Source organism: Streptomyces sp. NPDC023481 (assembly GCF_055560195.1).
Genome location: NZ_JBVHJE010000002.1, coordinates 571,800 through 597,429 on the forward strand (window position 1 = coordinate 571,800; position 25,630 = coordinate 597,429).

General features: G+C 71.9%; 30 protein-coding genes. 12 read left to right on the plus strand and 18 right to left on the minus strand.

The window, feature by feature from the left end:
• The first annotated feature begins 13 nt into the window (after positions 1-13).
• From ACZ3ZD_RS06820 to ACZ3ZD_RS06835, 4 genes are all read left to right on the plus strand, one after another.
• The gene (locus ACZ3ZD_RS06820) at positions 14-991 is read left to right on the plus strand and encodes a metal ABC transporter substrate-binding protein (RefSeq protein ID WP_467394292.1); all 978 of its coding nucleotides are present in this window, start codon (positions 14-16) and stop codon (positions 989-991) included.
• An 11-nt stretch (positions 992-1,002) separates the two neighbouring features.
• Positions 1,003-1,773 carry a metal ABC transporter ATP-binding protein gene (locus tag ACZ3ZD_RS06825; RefSeq protein ID WP_467394294.1) on the plus strand — a complete coding sequence of 257 codons (771 nt, stop codon included), beginning with the start codon at positions 1,003-1,005 and terminating at the stop codon, positions 1,771-1,773.
• Complete coding sequence (locus tag ACZ3ZD_RS06830) at positions 1,773-2,675, plus strand: metal ABC transporter permease (protein ID WP_467394296.1); 903 nt, start codon at positions 1,773-1,775, stop codon at positions 2,673-2,675. Before ACZ3ZD_RS06825 ends, ACZ3ZD_RS06830 begins: the two co-directional genes overlap by 1 nt.
• A 62-nt stretch (positions 2,676-2,737) precedes the next feature.
• Entirely contained in the window at positions 2,738-3,148 is a 411-nt protein-coding gene (locus ACZ3ZD_RS06835; protein ID WP_467394298.1) for a Fur family transcriptional regulator, read from the plus strand.
• 39 nt (positions 3,149-3,187) lie between these two features.
• On the opposite strand, the gene ACZ3ZD_RS06840 is transcribed toward ACZ3ZD_RS06835, so the two are convergent.
• Genes ACZ3ZD_RS06840 through ACZ3ZD_RS06850 form a run of 3 tightly spaced genes read right to left on the minus strand, consistent with a single transcriptional unit; the run spans position 3,188 to position 5,071 of the window.
• Positions 3,188-4,036 carry an isoprenyl transferase gene (locus ACZ3ZD_RS06840; protein WP_467394300.1) on the minus strand — a complete coding sequence of 283 codons (849 nt, stop codon included), beginning with the start codon at positions 4,034-4,036 and terminating at the stop codon, positions 3,188-3,190.
• A gap of 43 nt (positions 4,037-4,079) precedes the next feature.
• Positions 4,080-4,826: a DNA repair protein RecO gene (gene recO, locus ACZ3ZD_RS06845; protein ID WP_467394302.1), complete on the minus strand. Its 747-nt coding sequence runs from the start codon at positions 4,824-4,826 to the stop codon at positions 4,080-4,082.
• Positions 4,827-4,855: 29 nt separating this feature from the next.
• Positions 4,856-5,071 carry a hypothetical protein gene (locus ACZ3ZD_RS06850; RefSeq protein WP_467394304.1) on the minus strand — a complete coding sequence of 72 codons (216 nt, stop codon included), beginning with the start codon at positions 5,069-5,071 and terminating at the stop codon, positions 4,856-4,858.
• A gap of 199 nt (positions 5,072-5,270) precedes the next feature.
• On the opposite strand from ACZ3ZD_RS06850, the gene ACZ3ZD_RS06855 reads away from it, so the two are divergent.
• Together ACZ3ZD_RS06855 and ACZ3ZD_RS06860 are read left to right on the plus strand one after the other, a co-directional pair.
• Complete coding sequence (locus ACZ3ZD_RS06855) at positions 5,271-5,777, plus strand: flavin reductase family protein (RefSeq protein WP_467394306.1); 507 nt, start codon at positions 5,271-5,273, stop codon at positions 5,775-5,777.
• Between the two features lie 40 nt (positions 5,778-5,817).
• Entirely contained in the window at positions 5,818-6,921 is a 1,104-nt protein-coding gene (locus ACZ3ZD_RS06860) for a Gfo/Idh/MocA family protein (protein WP_467394308.1), read from the plus strand.
• A gap of 64 nt (positions 6,922-6,985) precedes the next feature.
• Here the strand turns inward: ACZ3ZD_RS06860 and ACZ3ZD_RS06865 are convergent, their stop codons facing one another.
• The 11 genes from ACZ3ZD_RS06865 to ACZ3ZD_RS06915 all read right to left on the minus strand — a co-directional run bounded on the left by ACZ3ZD_RS06865 (position 6,986) and on the right by ACZ3ZD_RS06915 (position 16,633).
• A complete protein-coding gene (locus tag ACZ3ZD_RS06865; protein ID WP_467394310.1) occupies positions 6,986-7,738 on the minus strand; it encodes a thioesterase II family protein in 753 nt (250 codons plus the stop codon).
• A 1-nt stretch (position 7,739) separates the two neighbouring features.
• Positions 7,740-8,501: a 4'-phosphopantetheinyl transferase family protein gene (locus ACZ3ZD_RS06870; protein WP_467394312.1), complete on the minus strand. Its 762-nt coding sequence runs from the start codon at positions 8,499-8,501 to the stop codon at positions 7,740-7,742.
• Positions 8,498-8,890 (minus strand): acyl carrier protein, encoded by a 393-nt coding sequence (locus tag ACZ3ZD_RS06875; protein WP_467394314.1) that lies wholly within the window; start codon positions 8,888-8,890, stop codon positions 8,498-8,500. The genes ACZ3ZD_RS06870 and ACZ3ZD_RS06875 overlap by 4 nt, the downstream gene beginning before the upstream one ends.
• Positions 8,891-8,992: 102 nt before the next feature.
• On the minus strand, positions 8,993-10,021 hold the full coding sequence (locus tag ACZ3ZD_RS06880) for an AvrD family protein (RefSeq protein WP_467394316.1): 1,029 nt from the start codon (positions 10,019-10,021) through the stop codon (positions 8,993-8,995).
• A gap of 2 nt (positions 10,022-10,023) precedes the next feature.
• Complete coding sequence (locus tag ACZ3ZD_RS06885; protein WP_467394318.1) at positions 10,024-10,311, minus strand: phosphopantetheine-binding protein; 288 nt, start codon at positions 10,309-10,311, stop codon at positions 10,024-10,026.
• Positions 10,305-11,066 (minus strand): SDR family NAD(P)-dependent oxidoreductase, encoded by a 762-nt coding sequence (locus ACZ3ZD_RS06890; protein ID WP_467394320.1) that lies wholly within the window; start codon positions 11,064-11,066, stop codon positions 10,305-10,307. The genes ACZ3ZD_RS06885 and ACZ3ZD_RS06890 overlap by 7 nt, the downstream gene beginning before the upstream one ends.
• Positions 11,063-12,409, minus strand: a complete 1,347-nt coding sequence (locus tag ACZ3ZD_RS06895) for a class I adenylate-forming enzyme family protein (protein ID WP_467394322.1) — start codon at positions 12,407-12,409, stop codon at positions 11,063-11,065. Before ACZ3ZD_RS06895 ends, ACZ3ZD_RS06890 begins: the two co-directional genes overlap by 4 nt.
• Positions 12,406-13,221 carry an HAD family hydrolase gene (locus ACZ3ZD_RS06900; RefSeq protein WP_467394324.1) on the minus strand — a complete coding sequence of 272 codons (816 nt, stop codon included), beginning with the start codon at positions 13,219-13,221 and terminating at the stop codon, positions 12,406-12,408. Before ACZ3ZD_RS06900 ends, ACZ3ZD_RS06895 begins: the two co-directional genes overlap by 4 nt.
• A gap of 53 nt (positions 13,222-13,274) precedes the next feature.
• Positions 13,275-13,922 (minus strand): AAA family ATPase, encoded by a 648-nt coding sequence (locus tag ACZ3ZD_RS06905; RefSeq protein ID WP_467394326.1) that lies wholly within the window; start codon positions 13,920-13,922, stop codon positions 13,275-13,277.
• A 203-nt stretch (positions 13,923-14,125) separates the two neighbouring features.
• On the minus strand, positions 14,126-14,986 hold the full coding sequence (locus ACZ3ZD_RS06910; protein WP_467394328.1) for an MBL fold metallo-hydrolase: 861 nt from the start codon (positions 14,984-14,986) through the stop codon (positions 14,126-14,128).
• A 204-nt stretch (positions 14,987-15,190) separates the two neighbouring features.
• Positions 15,191-16,633, minus strand: coding sequence for an MFS transporter (locus ACZ3ZD_RS06915; protein WP_467394330.1), 1,443 nt, complete (start codon positions 16,631-16,633; stop codon positions 15,191-15,193).
• Positions 16,634-16,876: 243 nt separating this feature from the next.
• Here ACZ3ZD_RS06915 and ACZ3ZD_RS06920 point away from each other — a divergent pair, with 243 nt between their 5' ends.
• A complete protein-coding gene (locus ACZ3ZD_RS06920) occupies positions 16,877-17,299 on the plus strand; it encodes a MarR family winged helix-turn-helix transcriptional regulator (protein WP_467394332.1) in 423 nt (140 codons plus the stop codon).
• 18 nt (positions 17,300-17,317) lie between these two features.
• Here the strand turns inward: ACZ3ZD_RS06920 and ACZ3ZD_RS06925 are convergent, their stop codons facing one another.
• Entirely contained in the window at positions 17,318-18,283 is a 966-nt protein-coding gene (locus ACZ3ZD_RS06925; RefSeq protein WP_467394334.1) for a helix-turn-helix domain-containing protein, read from the minus strand.
• Positions 18,284-18,622: 339 nt separating this feature from the next.
• On the opposite strand from ACZ3ZD_RS06925, the gene ACZ3ZD_RS06930 reads away from it, so the two are divergent.
• Positions 18,623-19,225, plus strand: coding sequence for a TetR family transcriptional regulator (locus ACZ3ZD_RS06930; RefSeq protein ID WP_467394336.1), 603 nt, complete (start codon positions 18,623-18,625; stop codon positions 19,223-19,225).
• A 400-nt stretch (positions 19,226-19,625) separates the two neighbouring features.
• Here ACZ3ZD_RS06930 and ACZ3ZD_RS06935 read toward each other — a convergent pair whose 3' ends face one another.
• The 3 genes from ACZ3ZD_RS06935 to ACZ3ZD_RS06945 form a co-directional block, all read right to left on the minus strand.
• Positions 19,626-20,378 carry an SDR family NAD(P)-dependent oxidoreductase gene (locus ACZ3ZD_RS06935; protein ID WP_467394338.1) on the minus strand — a complete coding sequence of 251 codons (753 nt, stop codon included), beginning with the start codon at positions 20,376-20,378 and terminating at the stop codon, positions 19,626-19,628.
• Positions 20,379-20,453: 75 nt separating this feature from the next.
• Positions 20,454-20,837 (minus strand): hypothetical protein, encoded by a 384-nt coding sequence (locus ACZ3ZD_RS06940; RefSeq protein WP_467394340.1) that lies wholly within the window; start codon positions 20,835-20,837, stop codon positions 20,454-20,456.
• Between the two features lie 32 nt (positions 20,838-20,869).
• Positions 20,870-21,511 carry a ScbR family autoregulator-binding transcription factor gene (locus ACZ3ZD_RS06945; protein WP_467394342.1) on the minus strand — a complete coding sequence of 214 codons (642 nt, stop codon included), beginning with the start codon at positions 21,509-21,511 and terminating at the stop codon, positions 20,870-20,872.
• Positions 21,512-21,645: 134 nt separating this feature from the next.
• Between ACZ3ZD_RS06945 and ACZ3ZD_RS06950 the strand changes: the two genes are divergently transcribed.
• The 4 genes from ACZ3ZD_RS06950 (at position 21,646) to ACZ3ZD_RS06965 (ending at position 25,615) form a co-directional block, all read left to right on the plus strand.
• Positions 21,646-22,647 carry a ScbA/BarX family gamma-butyrolactone biosynthesis protein gene (locus ACZ3ZD_RS06950; protein ID WP_467394344.1) on the plus strand — a complete coding sequence of 334 codons (1,002 nt, stop codon included), beginning with the start codon at positions 21,646-21,648 and terminating at the stop codon, positions 22,645-22,647.
• A 278-nt stretch (positions 22,648-22,925) separates the two neighbouring features.
• On the plus strand, positions 22,926-23,630 hold the full coding sequence (locus ACZ3ZD_RS06955; protein WP_467394346.1) for an AAA family ATPase: 705 nt from the start codon (positions 22,926-22,928) through the stop codon (positions 23,628-23,630).
• Between the two features lie 76 nt (positions 23,631-23,706).
• The gene (locus ACZ3ZD_RS06960) at positions 23,707-24,306 is read left to right on the plus strand and encodes an AAA family ATPase (protein ID WP_467394348.1); all 600 of its coding nucleotides are present in this window, start codon (positions 23,707-23,709) and stop codon (positions 24,304-24,306) included.
• Between the two features lie 154 nt (positions 24,307-24,460).
• Positions 24,461-25,615, plus strand: coding sequence for an LLM class flavin-dependent oxidoreductase (locus tag ACZ3ZD_RS06965; RefSeq protein WP_467394350.1), 1,155 nt, complete (start codon positions 24,461-24,463; stop codon positions 25,613-25,615).
• Positions 25,616-25,630 lie beyond the last annotated feature (15 nt).

Consider the following 25,630-nt stretch of genomic DNA (forward strand, 5'->3'; position numbering starts at 1 on the left):
GAAAATGACTGTCATGAACGCACGACGACGCCCCCGCGCCGGCGCGCGGCGCCTCATACCCGCCGCCGCCGTCGCCGCGGTCACCGCCCTCGGAGCCGGCACCCTCACCGGCTGCTCCGACCTCGCGGCGTCGGCCAACACCTCCCGGTTCGACGTCGTCACGTCGTTCTACCCGATGCAGTTCCTGGCCGAGCGGATCGGCGGTGACCACGTCCACGTCACCACCCTCACCTCCCCCGGCCAGGAACCGCACGACCTGGAGATCAGCCCGCAGCAGATCGCCGCGCTGGAGGAGTCCGACGCGGTGCTGTACCTGAGCGACCTCCAGCCGTCCGTCGACAGCGCGGTGGCCCAGTCCCCGCTCAAGACCAAGATCGACGCTGCCTCCTTCACCACCCTGGAGAGCCACGGCAACGAGGTCGGCGGCCACGCGGCCGAGCACGACACCCACCAGGGCGAGGAGTCCGCCGGCCGGGACCCGCACATCTGGCTCGACCCGGTGCGCTACGCCCAGGTCGCCGAGGGCGTCGGCAAGGCCTTCGAGAAGGCCGACCCCGAGCACGCGGCCGACTACCGCGAGAACACCGGGAAGCTGGTCGGAAGGCTGCACGCCCTGGACTCCGCGTTCCGGCAGGGCCTCGCCCACACCCGCGGCAAGGTCTTCATCACCACGCACGCCGCCTTCGGCTACCTCGCCGAGCGCTACGGCCTCACCGAGGAGGCCGTCAACGGCCTCGACCCCGAGTCGGAGCCGAGCGCCGCCCGGGTCAGGGACCTGGAGCGGATGGCCGGGGCCGACGGCGTCTCCACCGTGTTCTACGAGACGCTGGTCAGCGACAAGACCGCCAAGACCATCGCCCACGACGCGGGCCTGAGGACCGACGTCCTCGACCCGATCGAGGGCATCACCGCCAAGTCCCGCGGCCGGGACTACTTCGCGGTCCAGCAGGCCAACCTCGAGGCACTCCGAAAGGCGCTGGGCGCCAAGTGACGGGAGACGACATGACCAGCGAACCTGTCATAGCCCTGCGGGGGGTGACCGCCGAGCTCGGGGCGCGTCCCGTCCTGCGCGGCATCGACCTGACCGTCGGCCGCGGCGAGGTCGTCGCACTGCTCGGCGCGAACGGCTCCGGCAAGTCCACGGCGATCCGCACGGTCATCGGCCAGGTGCCGGTCAGCGGCGGCACGGTCGAGCTGTTCGGCACCCCGCGCCGGTCCTTCCGTGACTGGGCGCGCGTGGGCTACGTACCGCAGCGCACGACCGCCGCGGGCGGCGTCCCGGCGACGGTCACCGAGATCGTCTCCGCGGGCCGGCTGTCCCGCACCCGCTTCGGCGTCTTCCGCCGCAGCGACCGGGAGGCGGTGCGCCGGGCCCTGGAGCTGGTCGGCATGGCGGACCGCGCCAAGGACTCGGTGAACGCCCTCTCCGGCGGCCAGCACCAGCGGGTGCTGATCGCCCGCGCGCTCGTCGCCGAACCGGAACTGCTGATCATGGACGAGCCGATGGCCGGCGTCGACCTGGCCAGCCAGGAGGTCCTGGCACGGACGCTGCGGCAGCAGGTCGAGGCCGGTGCGACGGTCCTGCTCGTGCTGCACGAACTGGGCCCGCTGGAGCCCCTGATCGACCGGGCGGTCGTCCTGCGCGACGGCTGCGTGCTGCACGACGGGCCGCCGCCGCGCGCGGTAGGCCAGCACGCCCTGCCCGGCCACGACCACGTACACCCGCACGCACCCGCGGGCGCCGAACCGATCCGCACGGGACTGCTGAGCTGATGTACTTCCTGAACTACGCCTTCATGCAGCGGGCGCTGCTGGCCGCCGTGCTGGTCGGCGTCACCGCGCCCGCGATCGGCATCTACCTGGTCCAGCGCCGCCAGGCCCTGATGGGCGACGGCATCGGACACGTGGCCATGACCGGCGTCGGCCTCGGCTTCCTGCTGTCCACCTCCCCGGTGTGGATGGCCACGGCCGTCTCCGTCCTCGGCGCGGTCCTGATGGAACTGATCCGCTGGTACGGCAGGACCCGCGGCGACATCGCCCTGGCCATGCTCTTCTACGGCGGTATGGCCGGCGGTGTGATGCTGATCAACCTCGCGCCGGGCGGCTCCAACGCCAACCTGACCTCGTACCTGTTCGGCTCCCTGTCGACGGTGTCCCCGTCCGACGTGACCGCGATCTGTGTGCTCGCCGCGTTCGTCCTGGTGGTCACGCTGGGCCTGCGCCGCCAGCTGTTCGCGGTCAGCCAGGACGAGGAGTTCGCCCGGGTGACGGGCCTGCCGGTGCGCGCCCTGAACCTGCTGACGGCGGTCACCGCGGCCGTCACCGTCACCGTCGCCATGCGGGTCGTCGGGCTGCTGCTGGTGTCCGCGCTGATGGTCGTGCCCGTGGCGGCCGCGCAGCAGCTCAGCCGCAGTTTCGCCGTCACCTTCGTGATCGCGGTGGCGATCGGCGTGGCCGTGACCGTCAGCGGCACGATCACCTCGTACTACCAGGACGTCCCGCCCGGCGCCACGATCGTCCTGCTCACCATCGCCGCGTTCCTCGCACTGACCGCGCTGGCCACCCCGGTGGCCCGGCGACGCGCCCGCGCCGCGGCCGCGGCACAGCCCGCCGGCGACCCGGCGGAGTGCTCGATCCCGGCCGCGCGCGGAGCCGGCGAAGGGGTCGGCGTCTGACCGCCGACGGTCCGGGCTGGCACAATGGCCCGGGCAGACGCCAGACGTGGAGGAGGCAACCGGTGACGACCGCTGGACCGCCCGTGAAGGGCCGCGCGACCCGCCAGCGGGCAGCCGTGGCGGCGGCCCTGGACGAGGTCGACGAGTTCCGCAGCGCGCAGGACCTGCACGACATGCTCAAGCACAAGGGCGACTCGGTCGGGCTCACCACGGTCTACCGCACACTGCAGTCCCTCGCCGAGGCCGGCGAGGTCGACGTGCTGCGCACCTCCGACGGCGAGTCCGTCTACCGGCGCTGCTCCACCGGCGAACACCACCACCACCTGGTCTGCCGCGCCTGCGGCAAGGCGGTGGAGGTGGAGGGGCCGGCCGTGGAGAAGTGGGCGGAGGCCATCGCGGCCGAGCACGGGTACGTGAACGTGGCGCACACCGTGGAGATCTTCGGCACGTGTGCGGAGTGCGCCACGGCCTGAGCGCCGTCCGGCCGCGCCGGCGCCCGGGCCCGGTGGGCCCTAGGAGGCGGGGTCGCCCTTCATGGCGGCCTCCATGGCGAGCAGTTCCTCGTTCGGCACGGCCCCGCCGAAGCGGCGGTCGCGGGAGGCGAACTCCATGCAGGCCCGCCACAGGTCACGGCGGTCGAAGTCGGGCCACAGGACGTCCTGGAAGACCATCTCGGCGTACGCGCTCTGCCAGAGCAGGTAGTTGGAGGTGCGCTGCTCACCGCTGGGGCGCAGGAACAGGTCGACGTCCGGCATGTCCGGGTAGTACAGGTACTTCTGGATGGTCTTCTCGGTGACCTTCGACGGGTCGAGCCGGCCCGCCTTCACGTCCTCGGCGAGGGCCTGGGCCGCGTCGGCGAGCTCGGCGCGGCCGCCGTAGTTCATGCAGAAGTACAGGGTGAGCAGGTCGTTGCCCTTGGTCTGCTCCTGGGCGACCTGCAACTCCTTGGCGACGGACTTCCACAGCCGGGGCATCCGGCCCACCCAGCGCACCCGGATGCCGAGTTCGTCGAGCTGGTCGCGGGTCTTGCGGATGAAGTCGCGGTTGAAGTTCATCAGGAAGCGGACCTCGTCGGGCGAACGCTTCCAGTTCTCGGTGGAGAAGGCGTACAGGGAGATGTTGCGCACACCGATCTCGATGGAGCCCTGGAGCACGTCCAGCACCCGCTCGGCGCCGACCTTGTGCCCCTCGGTCCGCGGCAGCCCCCGCTCCTTGGCCCACCGCCCGTTGCCGTCCATGACGATCGCGACGTGGTTCGGGACCAGCTCACCCGGGAGCTTGGGCGCGCGGGCCCCGGACGGGTGCGGCTCCGGCGCCCTGTACTCGCGCCGCTGGCGCCCCAGGATCCCGCGTACGACCATGTGCCTCTCGTCTCCCTCTGCTTCTCGCTCGTGCTTCTCGCGCTTACTTCTCGACGTACCTGAGGGAACGCAGCCCGCGCTCCAGGTGCCAGTGCAGGTAGGCGGACACCAGCCCGCTGCCCTCGCGGACGTGCCGCGCCTCGCACGCGTCCGCCGTCTCCCAGTCTCCCGTAAGCAGCGCCCCCAGCAGCACCAGGGTCTGCGGGGACGGTACGACACTGCCGGGCACCCGGCAGTCGACGCAGACGGAGCCGCCGGAGGCCACGGAGAAGAACCGGTTCGGGCCGGGCATCCCGCACTTCGCGCAGGCGTCGAAGCTGGGCGCGTACCCGTTCACGGCGAGGGAGCGCAGCAGGAAGGCGTCGAGGACCAGGTGCGGCGCGTGCTCGCCCCGGGCGAGCGTCCGCAGCGCCCCGACGAGCAGCAGGTACTGCTGCACGGCCGGCTCGCCCTCGTGGTCGGTGAACCGCTCGGCGGTCTCCAGCATGGCGGTCCCGGCGGTGTACCGGGCGTAGTCGGTGACGATCCCGCCGCCGTACGGAGCGATCGTCTCGCTCTGGGTGCACAGCGGCAGTCCGCGCCCGACCAGCTCGCTCCCGCGCGCGAAGAACTGCACGTCGACGTGGGAGAAGGGCTCCAGCCGGGCCCCGAACTTCGACTTGGTGCGCCGCACCCCGCGCGCCACGGCCCGCACCCGTCCGTGTCCGCGGGTGAGCAGCGTGATGATCCGGTCCGCCTCACCCAGCTTCTGGGTGCGCAGCACGATGCCGTCGTCGCGGAACAGACTCATGACACCATTCTCGCCCATGCCGGGGGCCGCTAGAGCGCCTCCCCGCGGCTGCGGGCGTTGGCGTGGGCGGTCGCCGCGCTCAGCCGCTCCGCCGGGGTCGCGGTGCGCAGCGCGCCCGGCTCCGCGTCCCACTCCCGCCCGCCGCCGTAGGGTCTGAGCTGTACGTACGGCCCCTCGTGCCCCATCACGACGCCGACCTTGCCGGTACGGGTGTCCACCACATGACTGCCGACGGCAGGCTTCACCGCGCCACCCTTTCGTCCGCCTCTGCGCCCACGCTGACTGTGCTCCCCCTCCGCTCCGAATTCCACGCTTCGCACACCCAGAGTGACGCTGCGCGTCTACACTCGGCCGGAATGCCGCTGCCGCCGCCGGGCGTGTTGGTGTCACCACTACTTTGCGTACGCACTTGTTGCGGGTGGGCGCCGGCCCAAGGATGGAGGCATGCCCTCGTCGACAGATTCCGTCGCCCGCGTCAGCCACGAGGAATTCCGCGCCACGCTGGGCCGGTTCACCACCGGCGTCGTGGCGGTGACCGCGGTTCGCGCAGGCGAACCGGCACCGGTCGGCCTCGCGGTGAACTCCTTCACCTCGGTCTCCCTCGATCCGGCACTCGTCCTCTTCTGCATCGCGCGGACGAGCACGAGCTGGCCCCGGGTCCGGGCCGCCGAACGCTTCTGCGTCAACATCCTCGGTGCGGACCAGCGCGAACTGAGCAGCCGTCTGGCCAGGAGCGGCCCCGGGAAGTTCCGGGGCGTCAAGTGGCATGCCACACCGGCCGGAACGCCCGTTCTGGACGGTGCCATCGGCTGGCTGGAATGCTCGGTGGAGGCGGAGTACCCGGCCGGGGACCACGACGTCGTCATCGCCCGTGTCCACCGGCTCGGCAGCCGTGGGGACGGGGCACCGCTGGTGTTCTACCGCGGGTCGTACGAGCGGCTGGCCGCCTGATGAACAGTTCTCCGAACAACAGTGAGTGGGTTGACCCTTCATGACACAGAGCACCGGTTCCCCGGGGACCCTCGGCGTCGGCATCGTCGGTCTGAGCGCCGACGGCGGCTGGGGATCCCGCGGCCACCTGCCCGCGCTCGCCGCGGTGGAAGGCTTCGAGCTGCGCGGACTGACGGCCTCCTCGCCCGAGTCCGCGCAGCGGTCCGCCGAGAAGTACGGGGTGCCGCTGGCCTTCACCGATGTCGCCGAGCTCGCCGCCCACGAGGACATCGACCTCGTCGTCGTGTCGGTCAAGGTGCCCCGGCACCGCGAGCTGATCGAGCCCGCGCTGGAGGCGGGCACGATGGTGCTCAGCGAGTGGCCGCTGGCCGTCGGCCTGCAGGAGGCGGAGGCGCTGGCGGCGCTCGCCGAGCGGCGCGGGGTGCGTACCGCGGTCGGTCTGCAGGCCCGCTCGGTCCCGGCCGTGCGCTATCTGCGCGACCTGATCGCCGAGGGGTACGTGGGCGAGGTGCTGTCCACCACCCTGGTGGGCTCCGGCGGCGGCTGGGGTCCCGTCGTGGGCGCCCGCGGCGCGTACACCGCTGACCGTGCCACCGGGGCCACGCTGATGACCATCCCGTTCGGGCACACCCTCGACGCGCTGACCATGTGCCTGTCGGGCTTCGCCGAGCTGACCGCCACCACGGCCACCCGGCGCGGCCGGGTGCGGGTCGCGGAGACCGGGGAGTGGCTGCCGCAGACCGCCGAGGACCAGATCGCCGTCTCCGGTGTGCTGGAGAGCGGCGCGGTCGCCTCCCTCCACTACCGCGGCGGCTCCAGCCGGTCCACCAACCTGCTGTGGGAGATCAACGGCACCGAGGGCGACCTGGTGGTCACCGGGGACACCGGGCACCTCCAGTTCGGCCGGTTCACCCTCCGGGGCGCGCGCGGCGACGAGAAGCTCGCCGAGCTGCCCGTGCCGGAGCGGTACCAGCTGGTGCCGGGCGTGAGCGGGGAGCCGACGGCGGTCGCCAACGCCTACGCCCAGCTGCGCCGGGACATCGAGGAGGGCACGCGGACGGTGCCCGACTTCGCGCACGCCGTCGAGCACCACCGGCTCCTGGACCGGATCGTGCGCGCCGCCGCGACCGGCACCCGCCAGTAGCCGCGGCCCGGAAGTCCCCCGGAAACGTCGGTTCCGGGGGGCTTCCGCCGTGCGGCCGGGCGGGTCAGGGCCGGGTGGCGTCGCCGGCGAGCAGCGAGTGGCAGGTGTGCACCAGGCGCGAGGTGACGTCCTCGGCGTGGTCGAAGAGGTAGAAGTGGCCGCCGGGCCAGAGGTGGCAGCCCAGCGGGCGGCGGGAGTGCGCCGACCACCGGCGCAGCAGGTCCGGGGGCGCCAGCGGGTCGTCCTCGCCGCCGAACACCGACAGGGCCGTGCGCAGCGGCGGGCCGTCGACGTAGGCGTAGCTGTCGACCACCTCCAGGTCCTGGCGGACGGTACGGGCCACCAGCCGGGCCAGGGCGGTACGGCTGTCGGTTCCGGCGGGGGTGCCGCCCAGGCCGTGCAGGTACCGGAGCACGCGGTGGGACGGCCGGGCGGCCGGGCCGGTGCCGTGGGCCGGCGGCGGCAGGACCGCCGACACCCCGAGCCAGCAGGGCGGTCGGGCCTCGGTCTCCAGCCGTCGCACCAGTTCGAACGCCAGCAGCGCGCCCATGCTGTGGCCGAACACGCCGTACGGCCCGGCGAGTTCGGGGCGCAGGGCCCGGCACAGGTGGTCGACGGCCTCGCCGGCGGTACGGCAGGAGGGGCGGGTGCGGTCCAGCAGCCGGCCCGGCAGGTCGGCGCCGAGCACCCGCCACCCGCGCGGGAGATGGGGCAGCAGCGGCGCGAAGCCGCGGGCGGAGCCGCCGGCGTGGTGCAGCAGCACCAGGGTGAAGGGCGGTTCGGGGCCGGCTGTGCCGGTGACGTCGTAGACGGGCATCTCAGGCGACCAGTTCGCCGAGGAAGGTGTTCTGCTTGCCCAGGGGCATCGGTTTCTCCTTGTACAGGCAGTCCATGGGGAGCCAGTGCACACGCAGCCGGGCGCCCGCGGGCTGGTCGCGCAGCGCGGCGGCGGCGGTGTGGCGGGGGCCGCACGGTACGTCGTGGAGGGTCCAGCGGTGGGGGTGGCGGCCGCTGTCGGCCCCGAGGTAGTCGGCGGCCAGGTCGCGGGCGAGGCCGGTGCCGATGCCCTTGAGGTAGGCCTCCTTGCGCGTCCACAGCTGCCCGAACGCGACGGTGCCGGGGCCGGTGGCGAGGAGTTCGCTCCGCTCGTCGGGGTGCAGGGCGGGGGTGCACACGCGGACGGTCTCCCGGGAGGGGACCTTCTCGACGTCCACGCCGATCGGCAGGGTCGAGACGCCGATCAGGGCCATGCCGGCGCTGTGGGACAGGGAGAAGTGCAGGTCGGACGCGGGGGCTTCGAGGACGGGCCGGCCGTGCGGCTGCCCGCAGCACGGGCAGGACGCCCGGCCGAAGCGGAGCCCGCGCGGCTCGGCGCCCAGGTAGGCGCCGAGCAGCCGGCGCAGGGCGATGTGCGCCGACGAGTACAGGAGCCGGCCTGCCTCGCGACGGCAGGTGCCGGCCCGGCTCTGTTCGGCCTCGTCCAGTTCGGTCAGGTCGAGTTCGCCGGTGCAGGTGCCGAGCCGGGGCTGGCGCAGCAGCCACAGGTCGGCGTCGCCTGGTGCGGGTATGGGCAGTCTCACGCTGACGGGACTCCTGCCGTGGGTACGCCGAGCAGGCCCAGGAGGTGCCGGGTCAGCGCGTGGGTGTTCTCGGCGCGCAGGATCGCGGGGAGGGTGGGCGCGGTGCCGAGCGCCTCCCGGATCCTGCGCTGCAACTCCAGTCCCGCCATGGAACCGATCCCGAGGTCGGTCATGGTCTGGTCGTGGTCGACGTTCTCCGCCGGGCAGTTCAGCACCCGGCCGATCTCCCGGGACAGGTAGTCACCGACCATCCGCTCCCGCCGTACGTCACCGGCGGCCGCCAACTCCGCTCGCGTGGGCGGGGTTACCTCGGCCGGAGCCCCGCCGCCACCGGCGTCGTCCGCTTCGTCCGGCACGCTCCGGAACCAGTCGAGCAGCGCCTGATCCACTGTGCTGCAACCTCCGTTCGGGGTGGGTGGGGGTGCCCCTGCATGGGCAGGGCCCGCTGCCCCCGCGTCCCTGGCGGACGCGGGGGCCGGTGTCGGTGCGGGTCAGGCCGCCGTGGTGGCTGCCTGCGGCGGGAGTTCGTGGGCGAAGCCGCAGCGGAGCTGGGCACCGGCCAGGGAGGCCTTGATCTCGACGCTGCGCCAGATGCCGCCGCGCAGGGGCAGCAGGCGCTTGCCGGTGAGGGCGGCCTCGGCGACGAGCGGGGCGTCGGCGTCCAGCGGGGAGCCGGCCGACGGCGCCTCCAGGACCGTCTGCATCATCCACAGCGTGTTGCTCTCGGCCCGGCTGATCGAGTCCAGCTCGTACATCAGGACCTGGACCAGCTGGAGGTTGACCACGAAGGCGTCGATGAGGGAGACGGACGGCTGGGTGCCGCCGTCGATGCCCTCCCGGCCCGTGTCCCGCTCCGGCGCGAAGTGCACCGCGGCGCGCGCGGTGAGGGCGTCCATGTCGATGCCGACGTCGCGGATGAAGTGCCGCCGGTTCTTGAACCCCTCGCCCCAGAAGCGCTCCGTGCCGGGCCCGAGCGCCTTCTCCAGGCTCTCGTGGCGCGCCTCCTCCACCGTGCGGACGGCGATGTCGTGCTCGATCTCGCACCGCACGCGCAGGTTGCCCACCGTGCAGTCGTGCACGGACAGGAAACGCCCGGTCGGCTCGGGCACTTCCTCGGTCCGCACCAGACGGGCCGCGAGCGGGATGCCCGTCAGCTCCTCCTGCGGCGCCCCGCCGGCCCGCAGGACGACCTTGCGCAGCCGCATCCGCGCCCGGCCCGCGCCGTCGAGCCCGTAGCCGTGCGCGAGGTGGAGTTCGGCGAGCTGGACACCGAGGACGAGGGCGTCGACGGTGCTCAGATGGGGCCGCAGGTCGGTGCCGTCCTTCTTGCGGGACCAGTCGGCGGGGTAGGTGACGTCCACCGTGGCCCGTACGCCCGCGTCGGGCGCGTCGGCCGGGGTGACGACGACGTCCGCGACCCGGTACGCGGCCCGCTGGTAGCCGCGCGAGAAGAAGCGGGTCTCGCTCGGGCCGAGGTAGTCGTCGATGGAGTCGAGCGCCAGGTGCTGTTCGCCGGCCACGGTCACACCCCCGCCGACGCGGCGCGTATCGCCTCTTCGTAGACGTCGATCAGCTCGCCGACGGTGCGGATGTCGGTGATGGACCGCTCCTCGGCGAACGGGTCGACGCCCAGCTCGGCCTCCAGCGTGAGCAGCAGCTGGGCCAGCAGCAGGGAGTTGAGGCCGGCGGTCAGCAGCGGGTCGTCCAGCGTGTAGCCGGCGCCGCCGTCCTCGTCCAGCAGGACGCTGTCGATCTCGCGCTGGATGGCCGCCCGGACGTCGGTCGCCGGGGTCTGCGTGTCGTTCAGCATGTGATGCCTCCATCGATGACAAGGGTGTGTCCGGTGATGAACCGGGCCTCGGGCGAGGCGAGGAAGAGGACCGCGTCGGCGATCTCGCCCACGGTTCCCAGGCGGCCCAGCGGAGTGCGGCGCTGGATCTTCTCGCGGTTGCCGGAGGTGACGTCCGCGGTCATGTCGCTGTCGAAGAACCCGGGCGTGAGGGTGTTGACCCGGATGCCCAGGGGGCCGAGTTCCCGGGCCAGGCTGCGGCCGAGGCCTTCGAGGCCGGCCTTGGCGGCGGCGTACACCGCGACGCCCCGGTAGCCGCGGATGGCGTTGATGGACGAGACGTTGACGATGGTGCCGCCGCCCCCGCGCACCATGGCCCGGGCGCAGGCCTGGGCCAGGTGCAGGGGCGCCAGCAGGTTGGCGCCGACGAGGTCGTTCATCCGGGCCGGGGCGGCGGTCAGGAACAGCTCCTGGTGGAGCACGCCCGCGTTGTTCACCAGCAGGTCGATCCGGCCGAAGCGCTGGACGGCGTCCCGGGCGAACTGCCGTAGCGCGGGGAAGTCCGTCAGGTCGACGGGCGCCCAGTGGAAGGCGTCCGGGTGCTTCCCGGCCATCGCCTCGGTGAACTCGTTGGGCGTGCGGCTGAAGGTGGCCACGCGCCAGCCGTCGGCGAGGAGCCGTTCGACCAGGACCCGGCCCAGTCCCCGGCTGCCGCCGCTGACGACGGCGACCGGGCCCTCGGGCGCGGCCCCGGCGGGGTCCGCGGCCGCGCTCACGCCGCGCTCCGGATCTTCTTGAACCGGTCGGAGTGCTGGTCGTCGTCGGTGACCTCGACCAGCAGCGGCACCTTGTACGCCTCCAGCCGCGCGCTGCAGTACCTGCGGATGCGGCGGGCCACCTCCCGCGGGTCGGCCGGCTCGGTGAGCTTCACCGTGGCCTGCACGACCTGGCCGGTGATGTGGCTGCTGCGGCCGGAGACGGTGGCGTCGGCGATGATGTCCATCTCCAGCAGGACGTTCTCCACCTCGCTGGGGTAGACCTTCTCGCCGGCGACGTTGATGATCTCCGACTTGCGGCCGAGGATGCGGACGTAGTCGCCGTCGGTCTCCACCGCGTCCTGGGTGTTGAAGTAGCCCTCCTCGTCGAAGGGCGCGGGTGCGTTGAGGTAGCCGAGCATGGCCATGTCGGAGCGGATCCAGAGGATGCCGTCGCGGATCTGGTAGTCGAACCCCTCGCCGCCGAGCTTCACCCAGAGGCTGTCGTTGTCCCGGGACCGGGTGGACAGGATGCCCAGTTCGGACAGGCCGTAGGTCTGCTTGAGGCGGACACCGGGCAGGTTCGCGTCGAGCCGCTGGAGCACGCCGAGCGGCATGGGCTCGGTGCCGTAGGTGATCAGTTGCAGGGAGCTGAGGTCGTGGCGCGTGTAGGCGCGCGAGATGAGCAGCATGTTGAGGAACGTGGGCGTGGTGGGCAGCACCTGGATCCGGTGGGCGGCGATCGCGGCGCACACGGTGTCGGGTGTGCGGTCGTCGATGGTGGCGAGCGCACCGCCCTGACTGAGCGTGTGCAGCAGGGTGTTGATGCCGCCGATGTGGTCCAGGTTCAGGAAGCCGAGCGTCCGCTTGGGCTTGCGGGCCTCCCCGTACTTGCCGAGCACCTTGGCGAAGTCGAGGACGGTCGCCTTGCTGCGGCCGGTGGTGCCGGAGCTGAACAGCACGAGCCCGGGGGTCCGCGCGGCGCGCAGCCGGCCGTACAGTTCGTGGTCGGCCGTGCGGCCGGTGGCCTCGAACCGGTGCCGCCCCTCGCGTGCGTCGACGGTGATGGCGGCCTCCACCTCGGCGATGTCCAGGAACTCGGCACGCTTGGCGGGTGGCAGCCGGGTCAGGGGTACGACGATGGCGCCGCGGTCGATCAGGGCGAGCAGCCCGGCGCAGGCCTCGACGCTGCTGGGTCCCTCCAGGGCGACCACCTGGCCGGCCCGCACCCGGTGGGCGTCGAGGAAGCCCTTCCACTGGTCGGTCAGTTTCAGCAGCTGTGCGTAGCTGTGGCTCCGGCCGTCGAAGATGATCGCGTCGGCGTCACCGAAGTTGTGCATCCGTTCGAAGAACCAGGCAGTCATGCGGTCTCCGGCATCTCGTATCGGGCGGTTGAGGACTGGGGGAAGGACGGGAAGGACGGGAAGGACGAGTAGGGGGAGTGGAAGGACGTACGGGTACGGGAGGCGGAGGTGTCGGGGGTGCGCGGCAGCGGCAGCTCGGGCGGCGGAAGGGGGCCGGGCAGCAGGGGCCAGCCGTGGACGCGGGCCGAGGTGCGCAGCCGCTCGTCGCCGCCGACGACCACGGCCGAGCCGACGGCCCGGAGCATCGGCAGGTCGGAGACGTGGTCGCCGTAGGCGACGCAGTCGGCCGGTTCGGCACCGCGCACGGTGAGGACGTGCGCGACCGCCTCGGCCTTGGCGGTGCCGATCATCGGCGGGCCGGTCAGTTCGCCGGTGTAGCGTCCCTGGGCCAGGCCGGGCCGGGTGCACCAGACCTCGGAGACGCCCAGGTCGGCGGCGATCGGGCGCAGCGCTGCCGGGAACGACCCGGACACGATGACCACGTGGTCGCCGCGGTCCTGGTGGGCGCGCAGCGCGGCCAGGGCCGGCTGGTGCCAGTAGCCGCCGGTGGCCAGTTCGGCCGCGAACCAGCGGTCCGCCACACCGTCGAGCACGGCGGCGTCCACGCCTTGGAGGCCCGCGAAGTAGGCCCGGTTGGTGGCCTCCCTGGGGCAGCCGATCGCGGCCATGGCCTTGAGTTCGCGGCGCCGCTCCTCGTACACGCGCGGTGGGTGGCCCATGGCGGCGAGGTAGTAGGCAAGCAGCCGGAACATGCTGCCGGACGTGGTCAGGGTGCCGTCCACGTCGAAGAAGGCGACTCGCGTGCGGTTCATGGGGCGTACGCTCCTGGGGTCGAGGGGCGGTGGGTCGGCCGCGGTCGCCGCTCCTACCGGCGCCGGCTGAGGGCGACGGCCCTGCCGGCATCCATGACGGTGGGCAGGCCGGTGACCGCGAGGACCTTCTCCAGCCGTTCCTCGGGGCTTCCGGTCACGGAGTGGACCGGTATGCCGAGTTGGTCGAGAACGGGCAGCATCACCTGGTCGGACAGCGAGCGGAAGTGCTCGTTGACGGGCCGGTTGTCCTCGGCGAGTCCGAATTCGATCGGCAGGTGGAAGAAGACGTCGTACGCCGTTGTGGCGTGCTGCCGGGCAAGGCGGCCGATGTTGTCGGCGACTTCTTCGAGGGCGGCGGTGACTTCGTCGCGGATTCGGGTGTCCAAAGACGCGTCGGATTCCGGGACGGGGCCGACGACGAGCCGGAGTCTGGCGAAAACGTACTCGTGGAGGATGGAGCCGTCGGAGACGAAACCGCCGGTCAGGCGGCCCTCGTTGACGACCCGTTCGGTGTACCGCTTCACGGTCAGCTGGAGGAGTTCGCCCGGCGTCCACTTCCAGATGTGTTTGCCTTCGCCCCCGATGGGCTCCCGCATGGGGGTTCCCTGGGTGTAGGGAAGTCCGGTGGCGTGGGAAAGAGCCCGGGAGAGCAGGGTTTTGCCGGATCCATAAGCGCCGACCACGGCGATGTTCTGGCTCATGGCAGAAATCATTCCATCGGTGGCCGCCGGTCCCCAGACTTCAATGTCACCGGCTTCCCCGACGACAGCACCGAAGATGCTGCCGCCCCCACCAACATGTTCGGCATTGCCACCCGCGGCGCGTTCCGGGCGGCCCCGGACAGCGAAAGAGCGGGCCCGGCACGGGGGTTGCCGTGCCGGGCCCGCTCTTCACGGGGTCTCGCCTACGCGGGGTCTTCGGTCAGCGGCTCCCAGCGCGCCGTGCCGCCGCTGTGCGTGACGCGGCCCAGCTGGCCCTGCGCGAAGTGGTTGGCGAAGGCCAGGGTGTCCGGGCGGGTCAGTTCGGCCAGCGTCTCGTGACGGGTGCGCACCGCCTGCTCCGGCAGGGCGTCCATCGACACCCGCCAGTCGGGGCGGGCCAGTTGGGCGGGGGTGTGGAACACGTCCCCGAACGCGATCAGCCGCCGCCCGCCGCCGGAGACGACGTACGACAGGTGGCCGCGTGTGTGTCCGGGGGTGGCCCAGGCGGTGACGCCGGGGAAGATCTCCTCGCCCGGGCTCACCCGGCGGACGCGGGAGACGGCGTCCGGGGGCACCGGCCAGCCGTCCCACTCGCCGGCGGACGCCAGCAGCGCGGCCCCGGCGAACGGGGAGGTGCGGTCCGGGCCGGGCCGGAACGCCCACCCGATGTGGTCGTCGTGCAGGTGGGTGAAGGCCACGGCCTCGATGTCGGCGGGGTCGCGCCCGGTCTGCGCGAGGGCCTCGGGGAGCCGTCCGCCGTGCAGGGCGCCGATGGTGTCGATGGTCTGCTCGGCCGGGATGTCGTGCGGTCCGAACCCGGCGTCGAGGAGCAGGGCGCGGCCGTCGTACTCCACGAGCAGGCCGGCCACGGACGTGCCGATGTAGCCCTGTTCGTCCAGGACGCCGGCGTGGTCGCCCGCCCAGTCGTGGTCCGTCGAGTCGGGCAGCCAGCGCCGCGGGTGGAGCTGGACCGCGCCGTCGGGGACGACCGTGACGGTGAGTTCGCCCAGGCGCAGTGAACGCAGCGCGCCGGGCCGGGGATCGAGCCCCGTGGGGAGCGGCATGGTGATCCTTCGGTGGATGTCGGACGTGGGGCCGGCCGGCGCGCCGGGCACGCGTGGGCGCTCGGCGCGCCGGCCGTGGCCCAGGCCCTTTCTTCCGGATCCTGCCGGCGTCGCGGGGCACCGCCGCGCCCGAAGCCGGCCTGATCCGAAGGAAAGGGCCTGGCCGGGGAAGCCGGAGGGCCTCCGGCTTCCCCGGGCGGACGGTCAGACCGCCTCGCCGGCCTTGACGGGGGCCTCGACCGGTACGGCCTCCTCGGCGGCGGCCGCCGGCTTGGGCAGCGCGAGCGCCAGTCCGACGGTGAGCAGGATCAGGACGGCGGAGGTGAAGGTCGCCGCCTGGAGCCCGTCGGACAGCTTCGCCGGGGAGGGGTCGGAACCGCTGGCCGCGTTGGAGACGGCGACCAGGACGGCCAGGCCCACGGCGGCACCGACCTGCTGGCCGCTGGTGGCCAGGCCGGACGCCAGACCCTGCAGCTTCGCCTCGACACCCGAGGTGGCCGCGGAGAACATGGCGGTCCAGATCACGCCCTGCGCGATGCTGAAGATCACGATGCCGGGGACCATCTGGGCGTACGACGAGCCGCTGCCGAGGTAGGCGGCGAACACGGCCGTGCCGACGGCGCCGACGAGCAGGCCGATGACCAGGGTGCTGCGCACGCCGATCGCGGTGGACATCCTGCCGCCGATGACGGTGCCGACCAGGATGCAGGCGCACGGCAGGATGAAGGCCAGGCCGGTGGACAGGGCGCTCCAGCCGCGCACGGTCTGCAGCGCGAGCGTGATGAAGTAGGCGCTCGCCCCGAAGGTCGCCATGAACGCGAACGTGATCATGGAGCCCAGGCGCAGGCTGCGGAAGGAGAACACCCGCAGCGGGACCAGCGGGTCGGCGGTGCGCGACTCGATGACGACGAAGCCGATGATCAGGGCCGCCGCGGCGACGAAGCTGACCAGGGTGACGGGCGCGGCCCAGCCGATCTCGGGGCCCTGCACCAGGCCGAAGACCAGCAGCAGGGCACCGCCGGTGACGGTGACACCGCCCGGCAGGTCGAAGCCCTGGCGGCGCTCGGTGCGCTCGTCGGCGGGGATCGCGCGCAGGCCGAGCAGGGCGACGCCCAGGGCCAGCGGGACATTGACGAAGAACACCGCGGCCCAGCCGAAGGCCTGGGTCAGCACACCGCCCAGCAGCGAGCCGACGACCATGCCGCTGCTGCCGGTGGCACCCCAGATGCCGAGGGCGCGGTTGCGCTCGGGCCCCTCCTCGAAGTTGCCGGTGAGCAGGGACAGGGTGGCGGGCGCGAGGAAGGCGCCGCCGACACCCTGTACCGCTCGCGCGGCGACCAGGACCCACGGGTCCTCGGCGAGGCCGCCGAGCACCGAGGCCAGCGCGTAGAGCGCGAGGCCGGTCAGGAACATGCGGCGCTTGCCGAGCAGGTCGGACATGCGCCCGCCGAGCAGCAGGAAGCCGCCGAACGCGACGGCGTACGCGCCGATCACCCACTGGAGCTGCTGGTCCGAGAAGCCCACGCCGGAACCGATGTCCGGGAGGGCGACGAACACGATGCTGTAGTCCAGGGCGATGATCAGCTGGGCCAGCGCCAGGGCCGCCAGGATGAGCCCTTTGTGACGCGCGGAACCAGACGAAGTCATGGCTCTCTGTACCTCTCTGAGTAGAGCGGAAGGCAGGGAAGGGACGGGCCGGACCGGGTGGTGAGCCACCCGGCCGGCCACCGAGCCAGTGTTGATTCTAGCTCGGAAACTACTAGCTCGAACTAATTGATTCGAAGCTAAGGCTTGGTGACGAGCTTCCGCAAGGGAAGATCGACTTCGAATGTTTTGAACTCGTACGAACGGGTCGGCCGGTTTCGAAGGTCCGCCCGGTACCATGTCGACATGGCGCCCTCGAACACCCCCGGCCGGATCGCGGACAGCGACGTGTGCAGCCTCGTCAACGCGCTGGCACAGGCGATCGAACGGCACACCCGGCAGGTCTCCGACCGCTTCGGCCTCACCTCGGCCCAGGCCGTCGCCCTGCGGGAGCTGCCCGAGCCGCGCACCCTGCGGGAGCTGGCCCAGCGGATGCACTGCGAGGCGTCGAACGCGACGTTCGTCGCCGACCGCCTGGAGGCCATGGGCCTGCTGGAGCGGCGCCCGCACCCCACCGACCGGCGCGCCAAGCTGCTGCACCTCACGCCCGAGGGGGCCGCCCTGCGCAGGAAGGTGGTCAAGCAGCTCGGCGTGGACTCGCCGATCGGCCGGCTCACCGGCGAGGAGCAGACGACACTGCGCGACCTGCTCGCCCGCGCCACCGACTGAGGGTGCGCGCGCCGGCCGTCAGGCGGGCACCTTCGAGACCGAGAAGGCCGGCGCGGCCTCCCCGATCCAGCGGCCGATCCGTTCGGCGTCACCGCCCGGTTGCGGCCTGAGCAGGATCAGCTGGTGCCCGGGCCGGCACGACAGATCCAGACAGACCTGGGTCAACGTCACCTGCCCGAGCCCCGGTTGGCGCACCACCTGGGTGATGCCCGCACCGTCGCTGATGCGGTGCTGGTCCCACAGGTCGGCGAAGACCGGGCTGCACTCGCGCAGGTACCCCACCAGGGCGGCGAGCCGGGGGTCCCCCAGGAACTCGCCGCTCTGCGTACGGAACCGGGCCACCGCGTCGGCCGCGTCCCGCTCCCACAGCGGGAACCGGCTCCGGGCGCCCTGGTCGAGGAAGAGCGTCTCCAGGTAGTTGGAGTGCCCCCCTTCGACACCCAGCAGGCGCTCGGCGGCGGCGTTGGCCGCCGTGATGTCCCAGTAGCGGTCCATGAAGTACGCCGGGCTGGGCAGGAAGTCGTCGACGATCCTCGCGCCCAGCAGTTCGTCCTCCTCCATGGCGGCCCGGGGCCGGCGCGGCGCGGTGTAACCCGCCAGCCGCATCACGTACAGACACTGCGCCTCGTCCAGCCTCAGGACACCGGCTATGGCCGCGAGGATCTCCGGGGAGACGTTCTTCGCCCTCCCCTGCTCGATCCACGCGTACCAGGACGCCCCGATACCCGCCAGCATGGCCACCTCCTCGCGGCGTAGACCGCTCAGCCGGCGGGATCCTCCGCCGGGCAGTCCGACCTGTTCCGGAGTGACCTCCGCCCGCCTGGCCGCCAGGAAGCTGCCGAGTTCGGCGAACCTCAGGTCGGCCGGCTTGGCCGCCGCGACAGCCTGGACGGCAGCGCGCCGTGGGGCGGGTCCCGCCTCCCGGCGCTCGCGGCGGATCACTGACAACGCGACGCCGGATGCCGGAGATCCAGTACCAGTCATCGTGGTGCTCCTCCTCCGTGTACAACGCTCGCGCCCCCCGTTACGGCGCGCACTGAACATAATAGGTACCGTTATTTTTCTTGTGCCGCCAAGAGAGTAACTTTTTTTATTTTTGCCGTTCCTTGACTATCCGAGGGGCGGGTGGGGCACACTCGGATCGCGCCACCTTCCTGACCAGGGGTTGCGAGGTGTCGCCTCACCTATAAAGATAACGAGCGCTATCATTGTTGATGGACGGGCGGGTCTCCGCAACCGTCCCTGGGCTGCTTCCGGGCAGAGTGCGAGCCGCGACTCACGGGTGCGGGACCAGCCCCACCGAACATGCGGAGGCCACGGAGCATGGTCAGTCAGGAGCGGGCCGAGCGGACGCGGGGGCGTCTTCTCCAGGCCGCCGCGCGGGAGTTCTCGCTGCACGGGTACAGCGGTACGTCACTCCAGCGCATCAGCAGGTCCGCCGGGGTCACCCTGGGGGCCCTGACCTTCCACTTCCCCACCAAACCGGCCCTGGCGGCGGCCATCCACGCCCAGGGGTTCACCGTCACCGGCGACGCGGTGGCCCAGACCGACACCGGGCACACGGGGGGCGAGGACGACCGGGAATGCCCGCTGCTCCGACGGGTCATGCGCATCTCGCACACGGTGGCGGCCCTGCTGTACGAGGAGCCGACGGTACGGGCGGCCGCCCGGCTGACCCGGGAACAGGCGCCGGGTCTGGACGACTGGAACGACTCCTGGCTGCCCGAGGTGCGCCGGCTGCTGGACCAGGCGAGCCACGAGAAGGAACTCCGGACCGGCGTCGACCCCGAGACCGTGACCCTGCTGCTGCGCTACCTGGTCCTGGGCATGCTGGACTCGACCCGTCCCCTGGAGGCCGCGGCCTCCCATCTGCCCCAACTCACGGCGGTGTGGGACGTGTTGCTGCCGGGGCTTGTCGACGGGTGAGGGTGGGAGCGGGATGCCGGGGGTTGTGGGCGGGCGCGTGTACGGCCGCCACCCGCCCCTGGTGGGCCGGATGGCCCGGACACCGCGAGGCCGGGGCGCGATCGGGAACCGGAGGCGACGCAGGAGAAACAGAGCCGGGGTCGGCGCAGAACTGAGTGCGGCCCAGAACCCGTGGAGGCCCGGAACCGAGTACGGCCCGGAACCCGTGCAGGCCCCGAACCGAGTGCGGTCCAGAACCTGTACGGGCGGAACCGGGTGCGGCCCAGAACCCGGGGCGGCGCCGGCGCCGTGCGCACACCGCCCCGCACGCCACCGCCGACGCCGTACCCCTACCTCACACCGCCCCGCACGCCACCACCACTGCCCGGCCCCGGCCCCTGTGCCTACCCCCGTCCCTCCCTCACACCGCGCTGCATCCCCCGTCCACCGGGACGGCCGCGCCGGTGACGAAGGAGGACTGGTCGCTCAGGAGCCAGGCGGCGGCCCGGGCTATCTCGAGGGGGTCGGCCATGCGCCGCTGGATCGCGCGGGACACGCCGTTGGTCTCCACCTCCGGGTACTGCTCGACCACCGCCTCCATCAGCTCCGTCCGCGTGGTGCCCACGACCAGGGCGTTGACCCGGATGCCCTGGGCGCCGTACTCGGCCGCCGCCGCGCGCGTCAGACCGATCAGCGCGTGCTTGGCGGCGACGTACGGGGCCACCGCGCCCGTGGCGAACTGCCCTGCCGTGCTGGAGGTGTTGAGGATGGTGCCGCCGTGGTGGGCGAGCATCGCCGGTATCTGGTAGCGCATGCAGTTCCAGCCACCGCGCACATTGACGTCCATGATCTGGTCGTAGACGTCGTCGGACAGCTCGTGCAGCCGCGCACCCGCCGTGCCCCAGCCGGCGTTGTTGAACGCCGCGTCCAGGGAGCCGTAGGCGGAGACGGCGGTGTCGACGACGCGGCGCACGTCCTCCGCCGACGTCACGTCCCCCGGGCACGGCAGCGCCCGCCCCCCGTCCGCGGCGATCTCCGCCGCCAGTTTCTCCAGCTTCTCCTCGCGTCTTGCCATGAGCACGACCGCCGCGCCCTGCGCCGCGAGATGGCGGGCCGTGGCGGCACCGATGCCGCTGGACGCCCCTGTGATCATGACCGTCTTGTCCGTGAACACGTTGTTCCCCTCCCCGTTGTCTCCGGACAACCGGTTCGGTCCCCACCGAACCGGCCCCTCCCTGTCATGCCGGAGTCAGCTGAACTCCCCGGCGTGATCAGTGGTCCACTCGGTGAATGCCCCCGGCGGCCGTCCGAGCGGCTCCGCCAGGGTCCTCTCCGCACGCCCGGCGGCCGCTCCCCCGGCCCACCGTCGTGCCTCCGCCTCGATGGTCTCCTCGAACTCCGGCCGTCGGCCGATGACTTCGCCGCGTACGGCGGTCCGCTCGCGCGGCGCGAGCGCCTCCGGGCCGGCATCCGCGTACGCGCGCCCGACGCACCGGGGCCCGGCCCCGGACGGACCACTGCCCCACGGCAGGCCCTCACTGCGCCGGTACCGGCAGGCGCGCAGGTCACCGGCGCCCGCGCACCGGGCGAGCCGCGCGTGCCGCGCGAGGAGCCGTACCCCGTGGCGCCCCACGGCTCCGGCAGCGGTCGGCGGGCCCGGCGGGGTCACGTGGACTGCCCGCGGGAGTCGTCGAGTTGCATCCGGTTCAGCGCGCTCGGGGTGGCGATGGTCGGCAGCAGCACGTTCCACATCTCCCTCACTCGCTCCGGCAGGTCACGGCGACCACTCTCAAGGTGGGCATGCATCTGTGCACCGGTGCACGCGTTGACGAGCAACCGTGCCACCGCGTTGACGTCGACGTTGACGCGCACCTCACGCTCGGCCTGGGCGAGGGCCAGGTCCTGGGCCATCACCTCGGTCCACTGCTGGTGCGAGTTCTCCTCCGGACCGATGAACAGGTCCTGTTCCATGACGAGGCGGGCACCAGCGAGCAGAAAGGGATCGTCAAGGAGCGCGTGAGCCCATGTCAATGTGACGTCGATCGCATGCTGGAGCCCACGGGACTCGTACGGCGGTGTCACCCGGTCCGGCTGACTGCGCACGATCTCCCGGGCCAGGGCCTCCTTGTTCTCGAAGTGGAAGTACATCGCCCCGAGGGTCAGCCCGGCGCGCTGCGTGATCTTCGTGACGCTGGCGCCGGAGAACCCGCACTCCGCGAACACCTCGGCCGCGGCACGCGCGACCAGCGCCCGGGTCCGGATCGCACGCTCCTGCTTGACCTCCCGTTTGCCCGTGAGCTCAGCCATCGATCGACCCTCCGAAGTAACACCCTCGACAAAAAAAAGAACTATCTCTATCTTACGACCTGGCTCCGGCCGGTACCACGCTGTCACCCACACCGTTGCGACAACACACACCTTGTTCGGGGGATCTGATGGCTATGCTCACCAGGCAGAGAACCGCTTCTTCCGGCTCCGCTGCCGCCGACGTCAAGCACTACGCAGGCAAGGTCGACCTCACGGAAGTGCTGGTCTCCGACTGGCGCCCGCTGACGGATCTCACCCACGTGGTGACCGTCGACTGGCCCGCCCGGCACCCGTTCTACACCGCCACCGCACACCGGCACGACCTGCTGTTCTTCACCGAGAGCGTCCGCCAGGCCCTGGCCGTGGCGAGCCACCTGGGCATCGGGGTCCCCCAGGGCTACCGCATGGGCTGGGAGCGGCTGAGCTGCACGGCCTCGCCGGAGGCCCTGGCCACCGGCCCGGACCCGTCCGTGGTGGAACTGACGATCACGCACGACGCGGTCGTCCGCCGCAAGTCGGGCGTGTTCCGGCTCACCGCCCACATCCAGGCCACCCGGGACGGCCGGCGGCTCGGCACCGCCCGGGTCGGCTACACCGCCTACCCGCCGGCCCTGTACGACAGGCTGCGCGGCGCCCGCGCCGACGCGCGGGCGGTCTTCGCCCGCGCCCTGCCACCGGGGCCCGCCGTCGAGCCCGCGCTGGTGGGCCGTGGCGACGCGCGCGACGTGACCCTGGCCCCGGACACCTCCGCGGGCCCCGAGGGCACACCGCGCCGGTGGGTCCTGCGCTCCGACACCACGCACCGCATCCTCTTCGACCACCCCCACGACCACATACCCGGCATGGTCCTGCTGGAGGCCGTGAGCCAGGCCGCCCAGGCCGACGCGGCTCCGCTGCGGATCGTCCCGGTGGAACTCGACACGGTCTTCCACCGCTACGTCGAGCTGGACCTGCCGTGCGCCATCGTCGCGGACGACGCCGGGCCCGAGGCGTCGGGTCTCGCGCCCGGACTGGACCGCCGGCGCGTCAGCGGCATCCAGGACGGGGAGCCCGTCTTCACCACACTGATCACCAGCGTCGTCCAGGACCCGGCGGTGCCGTCCGCAGGCCGGACCCTTCAGGCGACGGCGGGCTGAGCACCCCAGGCGACCGAAGGAACGTTTCCTCTCGGCGTGCCCCCCTCCGGCGGGCCGCGGTGGCACCAAGCCACCGCGGCCCGCCGCTTTTTCGTGTCCGGGGCCGTGTCCGGGGCCGGACGAAAGGGCTGCCCCGCACCTTGTTGGTGACAGCAATCGTGTCTGTGGTGATGGGCTCGGCGACGCTGTTGAATTTGGAGTCTGGGTAACTCCCGCGGCGGACGCCATGATTATTCCGTCCCGCTCAGTCCGACACGAATTCCCACGAGGAGACAGAGATGAATCTGTCCATTTCCGGTACCTATTCCGTCGGCAAGACGCTCACCAGCATGGCGCTCGCGCACCTGACCGGCATCCCGCGCACCTCCGCCCCGACGATGCGCGAGCTGCTCCCCATCTCGCTCCCCGGCAAGACGCTGGAGGAGTGCAACGGCGCCGAGCTCATCATGCTGATCACGCGGCGGATCCAGGGCCGGGCGGTCGCCGAGAGCCACCTGCCGAACGGATTCATCTCCGACGGGTCCGCGCTCCACGAGTGGTCGTACGCCACCGTGCGCGTCAAGGTCGGCATCAACCCGAACGACTCCGTGGACCTCGACACCGTCGAGATGACCGACGAGGTCCGGTTCTACGCCGAGGTGATGAAGCAGATCGCCGTTCCGGCGAAGCAGCACACCAAGCAGTCGTACGACGCTTTCGTGCACCTGCCGATCGAATTCCCCATTGTCGAGGACGGCCACCGCCCGGTGAACGAGCGTTTCCGGCAGCTCGCGGAAGAGCTGCTGCTGAAGACGCTGGAAGAGCTGGAAATCCCGGTCCACGTCGTCGGCGGCACCATTCCGGAGCGCCTGGCCAAGATCGTGGACATCTTCGGGTTCACGCCCGTGATGAGCATCGAGGAGGCCATCGACCGGGCCGAGGACGAGTACTCCAAGATCGACACCCGCAACGAGCTGGAGCGCCTGGCCGACGTCGCCGCGTGAGCGGCCGGCCGGCCCCGAGCCGGCCGCCCGGTCCAGGGCAGCGCGCAGGGCATCACAGAAGAAGGAGAGAGACCACGTGAGAATCGCATTCGTCGGCGCCTACGGAAACGGCAAGACGACCCTCACCACCGAACTGTCGAAGCGGCTCGGTCTGGAGCGGGTCCACGGCAGCGCCATGCGCGACCCGGCCGGTGGCACCCCGAAGGCGCTGGAGGAGACCAACGAGCCCGAGCTGGTCCAGCTCGCGGTGCGCCGCTACACGGAGCGCGCGGTCGACGAGGCCGCTCTCCAGGGCGGTTTCCTCTCGGACGGCTCGGTGCTCCACGAGTGGGTCTACAGCAAGGTGCGGCTCGCGGTGGGCCGTTACCCGGAGCCGTCGGTCACCCTGGCCGACGTGCAGAAGGCGACCGGCCCGTACGTGGAGGTCGTGGACCAGCTCGGGCTGCTGGCCAAGGAGTACGCGCAGGCGAACTACGACGTCATCATCCACTGCCCGGTGGAGTTCCCGCTGGGCGAGGGCATCGACCCGATCAGCGAGCGTTTCCGCACGCTGTCGGACGAGGTGATGCTCGACATCGTCAGGACGCTCGACGTCCCGCTGCACATCGTCACGGGCAGCCTGGAGGAGCGCATCGAGCAGATCCTCAAGATCACCGGCCTCCCGCAGACCGCGTAACCGGGCCGGGCGTCGTCCACCCCCGGGGCGACGCCCCCACCCCCCCTTCCTTCCCCTTCGTCCACCCTTCGTTCCCCTTCACTCCCCTCCACCCCCTCCCCGCCATTCCCCCCATTCCCCCCATCAGCAGCCCAGTTCACGGCAAGGAGAGACCGTGCACACCGGAATCGGAGTGTTCCTTTCCCCCCTGCACGCCCCCGGTCAGGACCCCCACCTGACCATCCGGCGTGACCTCCAGCTCGTCGAGCACCTGGACGAGCTGAACTACGACGAGTGCTGGTTCGGCGAGCACCACTCCCTGGCCTGGCCGACGATCGGCGCCCCCGAGACGATCATCGCGGCCGCCGCCGAGCGGACCCGGCAGATCAAGCTGGCCAACGGCGTGGTCCCGCTGCCCTTCCACCACCCGTACAACGTGGCCACCCGCGCCCTGATGCTCGACCACCTCACGCGGGGCCGCTACATCCTCGGCATCGGCCCGGGCGCCACCCCGAACGACTCCCACCAGTTCGGGGTCCCGCAGGACGAGCTGAAGCGCATGGCGAGCGAGGCCATCCCCGTCGTGCGGGAACTGGTCAACGGCGAGGAGCGGGTGAGCGCCAAGACCGACTGGTTCGTCGTCCAGGACGCCAAGATGCAGCTGCCCCGCTACAGCAAGCCGGGCATCGAGATGGCGATCTCCAGCATCGGCACGCCCAACAGCCCCAAGGTGGCGGGCCAGTACGGCCTGAGCCTGGTGTCCTGGGGCGCGCCGCCGCCCGGACTGCCGGCCGTGGACCTGGCCCAGCAGTGGCGCTACGCCGAGGAGTCCGCCGAGGAGCACGGCAACACGATGGACCGGGCCAAGTGGCGGGTCGTCGTACCGCTGTACATAGCGGAGACGCGGGAGGAGGCCTACCGGGACGTACGGGAGGGCTTCTCCGACTGGCTGTGGAACTACTGGGGCACGGCCGCCGGCTTCGACGTGGCTGCCAGTATGGAGGGCGTCAAGTCCTCGCAGGAGCTGGAGGCGGGCATCGAGCAGGGGCTGGCGATCATCGGCTCCCCCGAGGACGCGGTCGCCGCGCTGGAGCGGCTCCAGGAGCAGACGGGCGGCTTCGGCACGTTCCTCGTCTACGCCATGAACTGGGCGTCCTTCGAGAAGACGAAGCGCAGTTACGCGCTGCTGGCCGAGCAGGTGGCACCGCGCTTCTCCGGCAGCACGGCGCGCGGTGACGAGTCCATCCAGTGGAGCGTCGACAACCGCCACATCTTCCCGCACACCGAGGCCCGGCGCGCCCGCGCGGCACGGGAGGCCCAGCAGGCCTGACCCAGCCCCACGCGT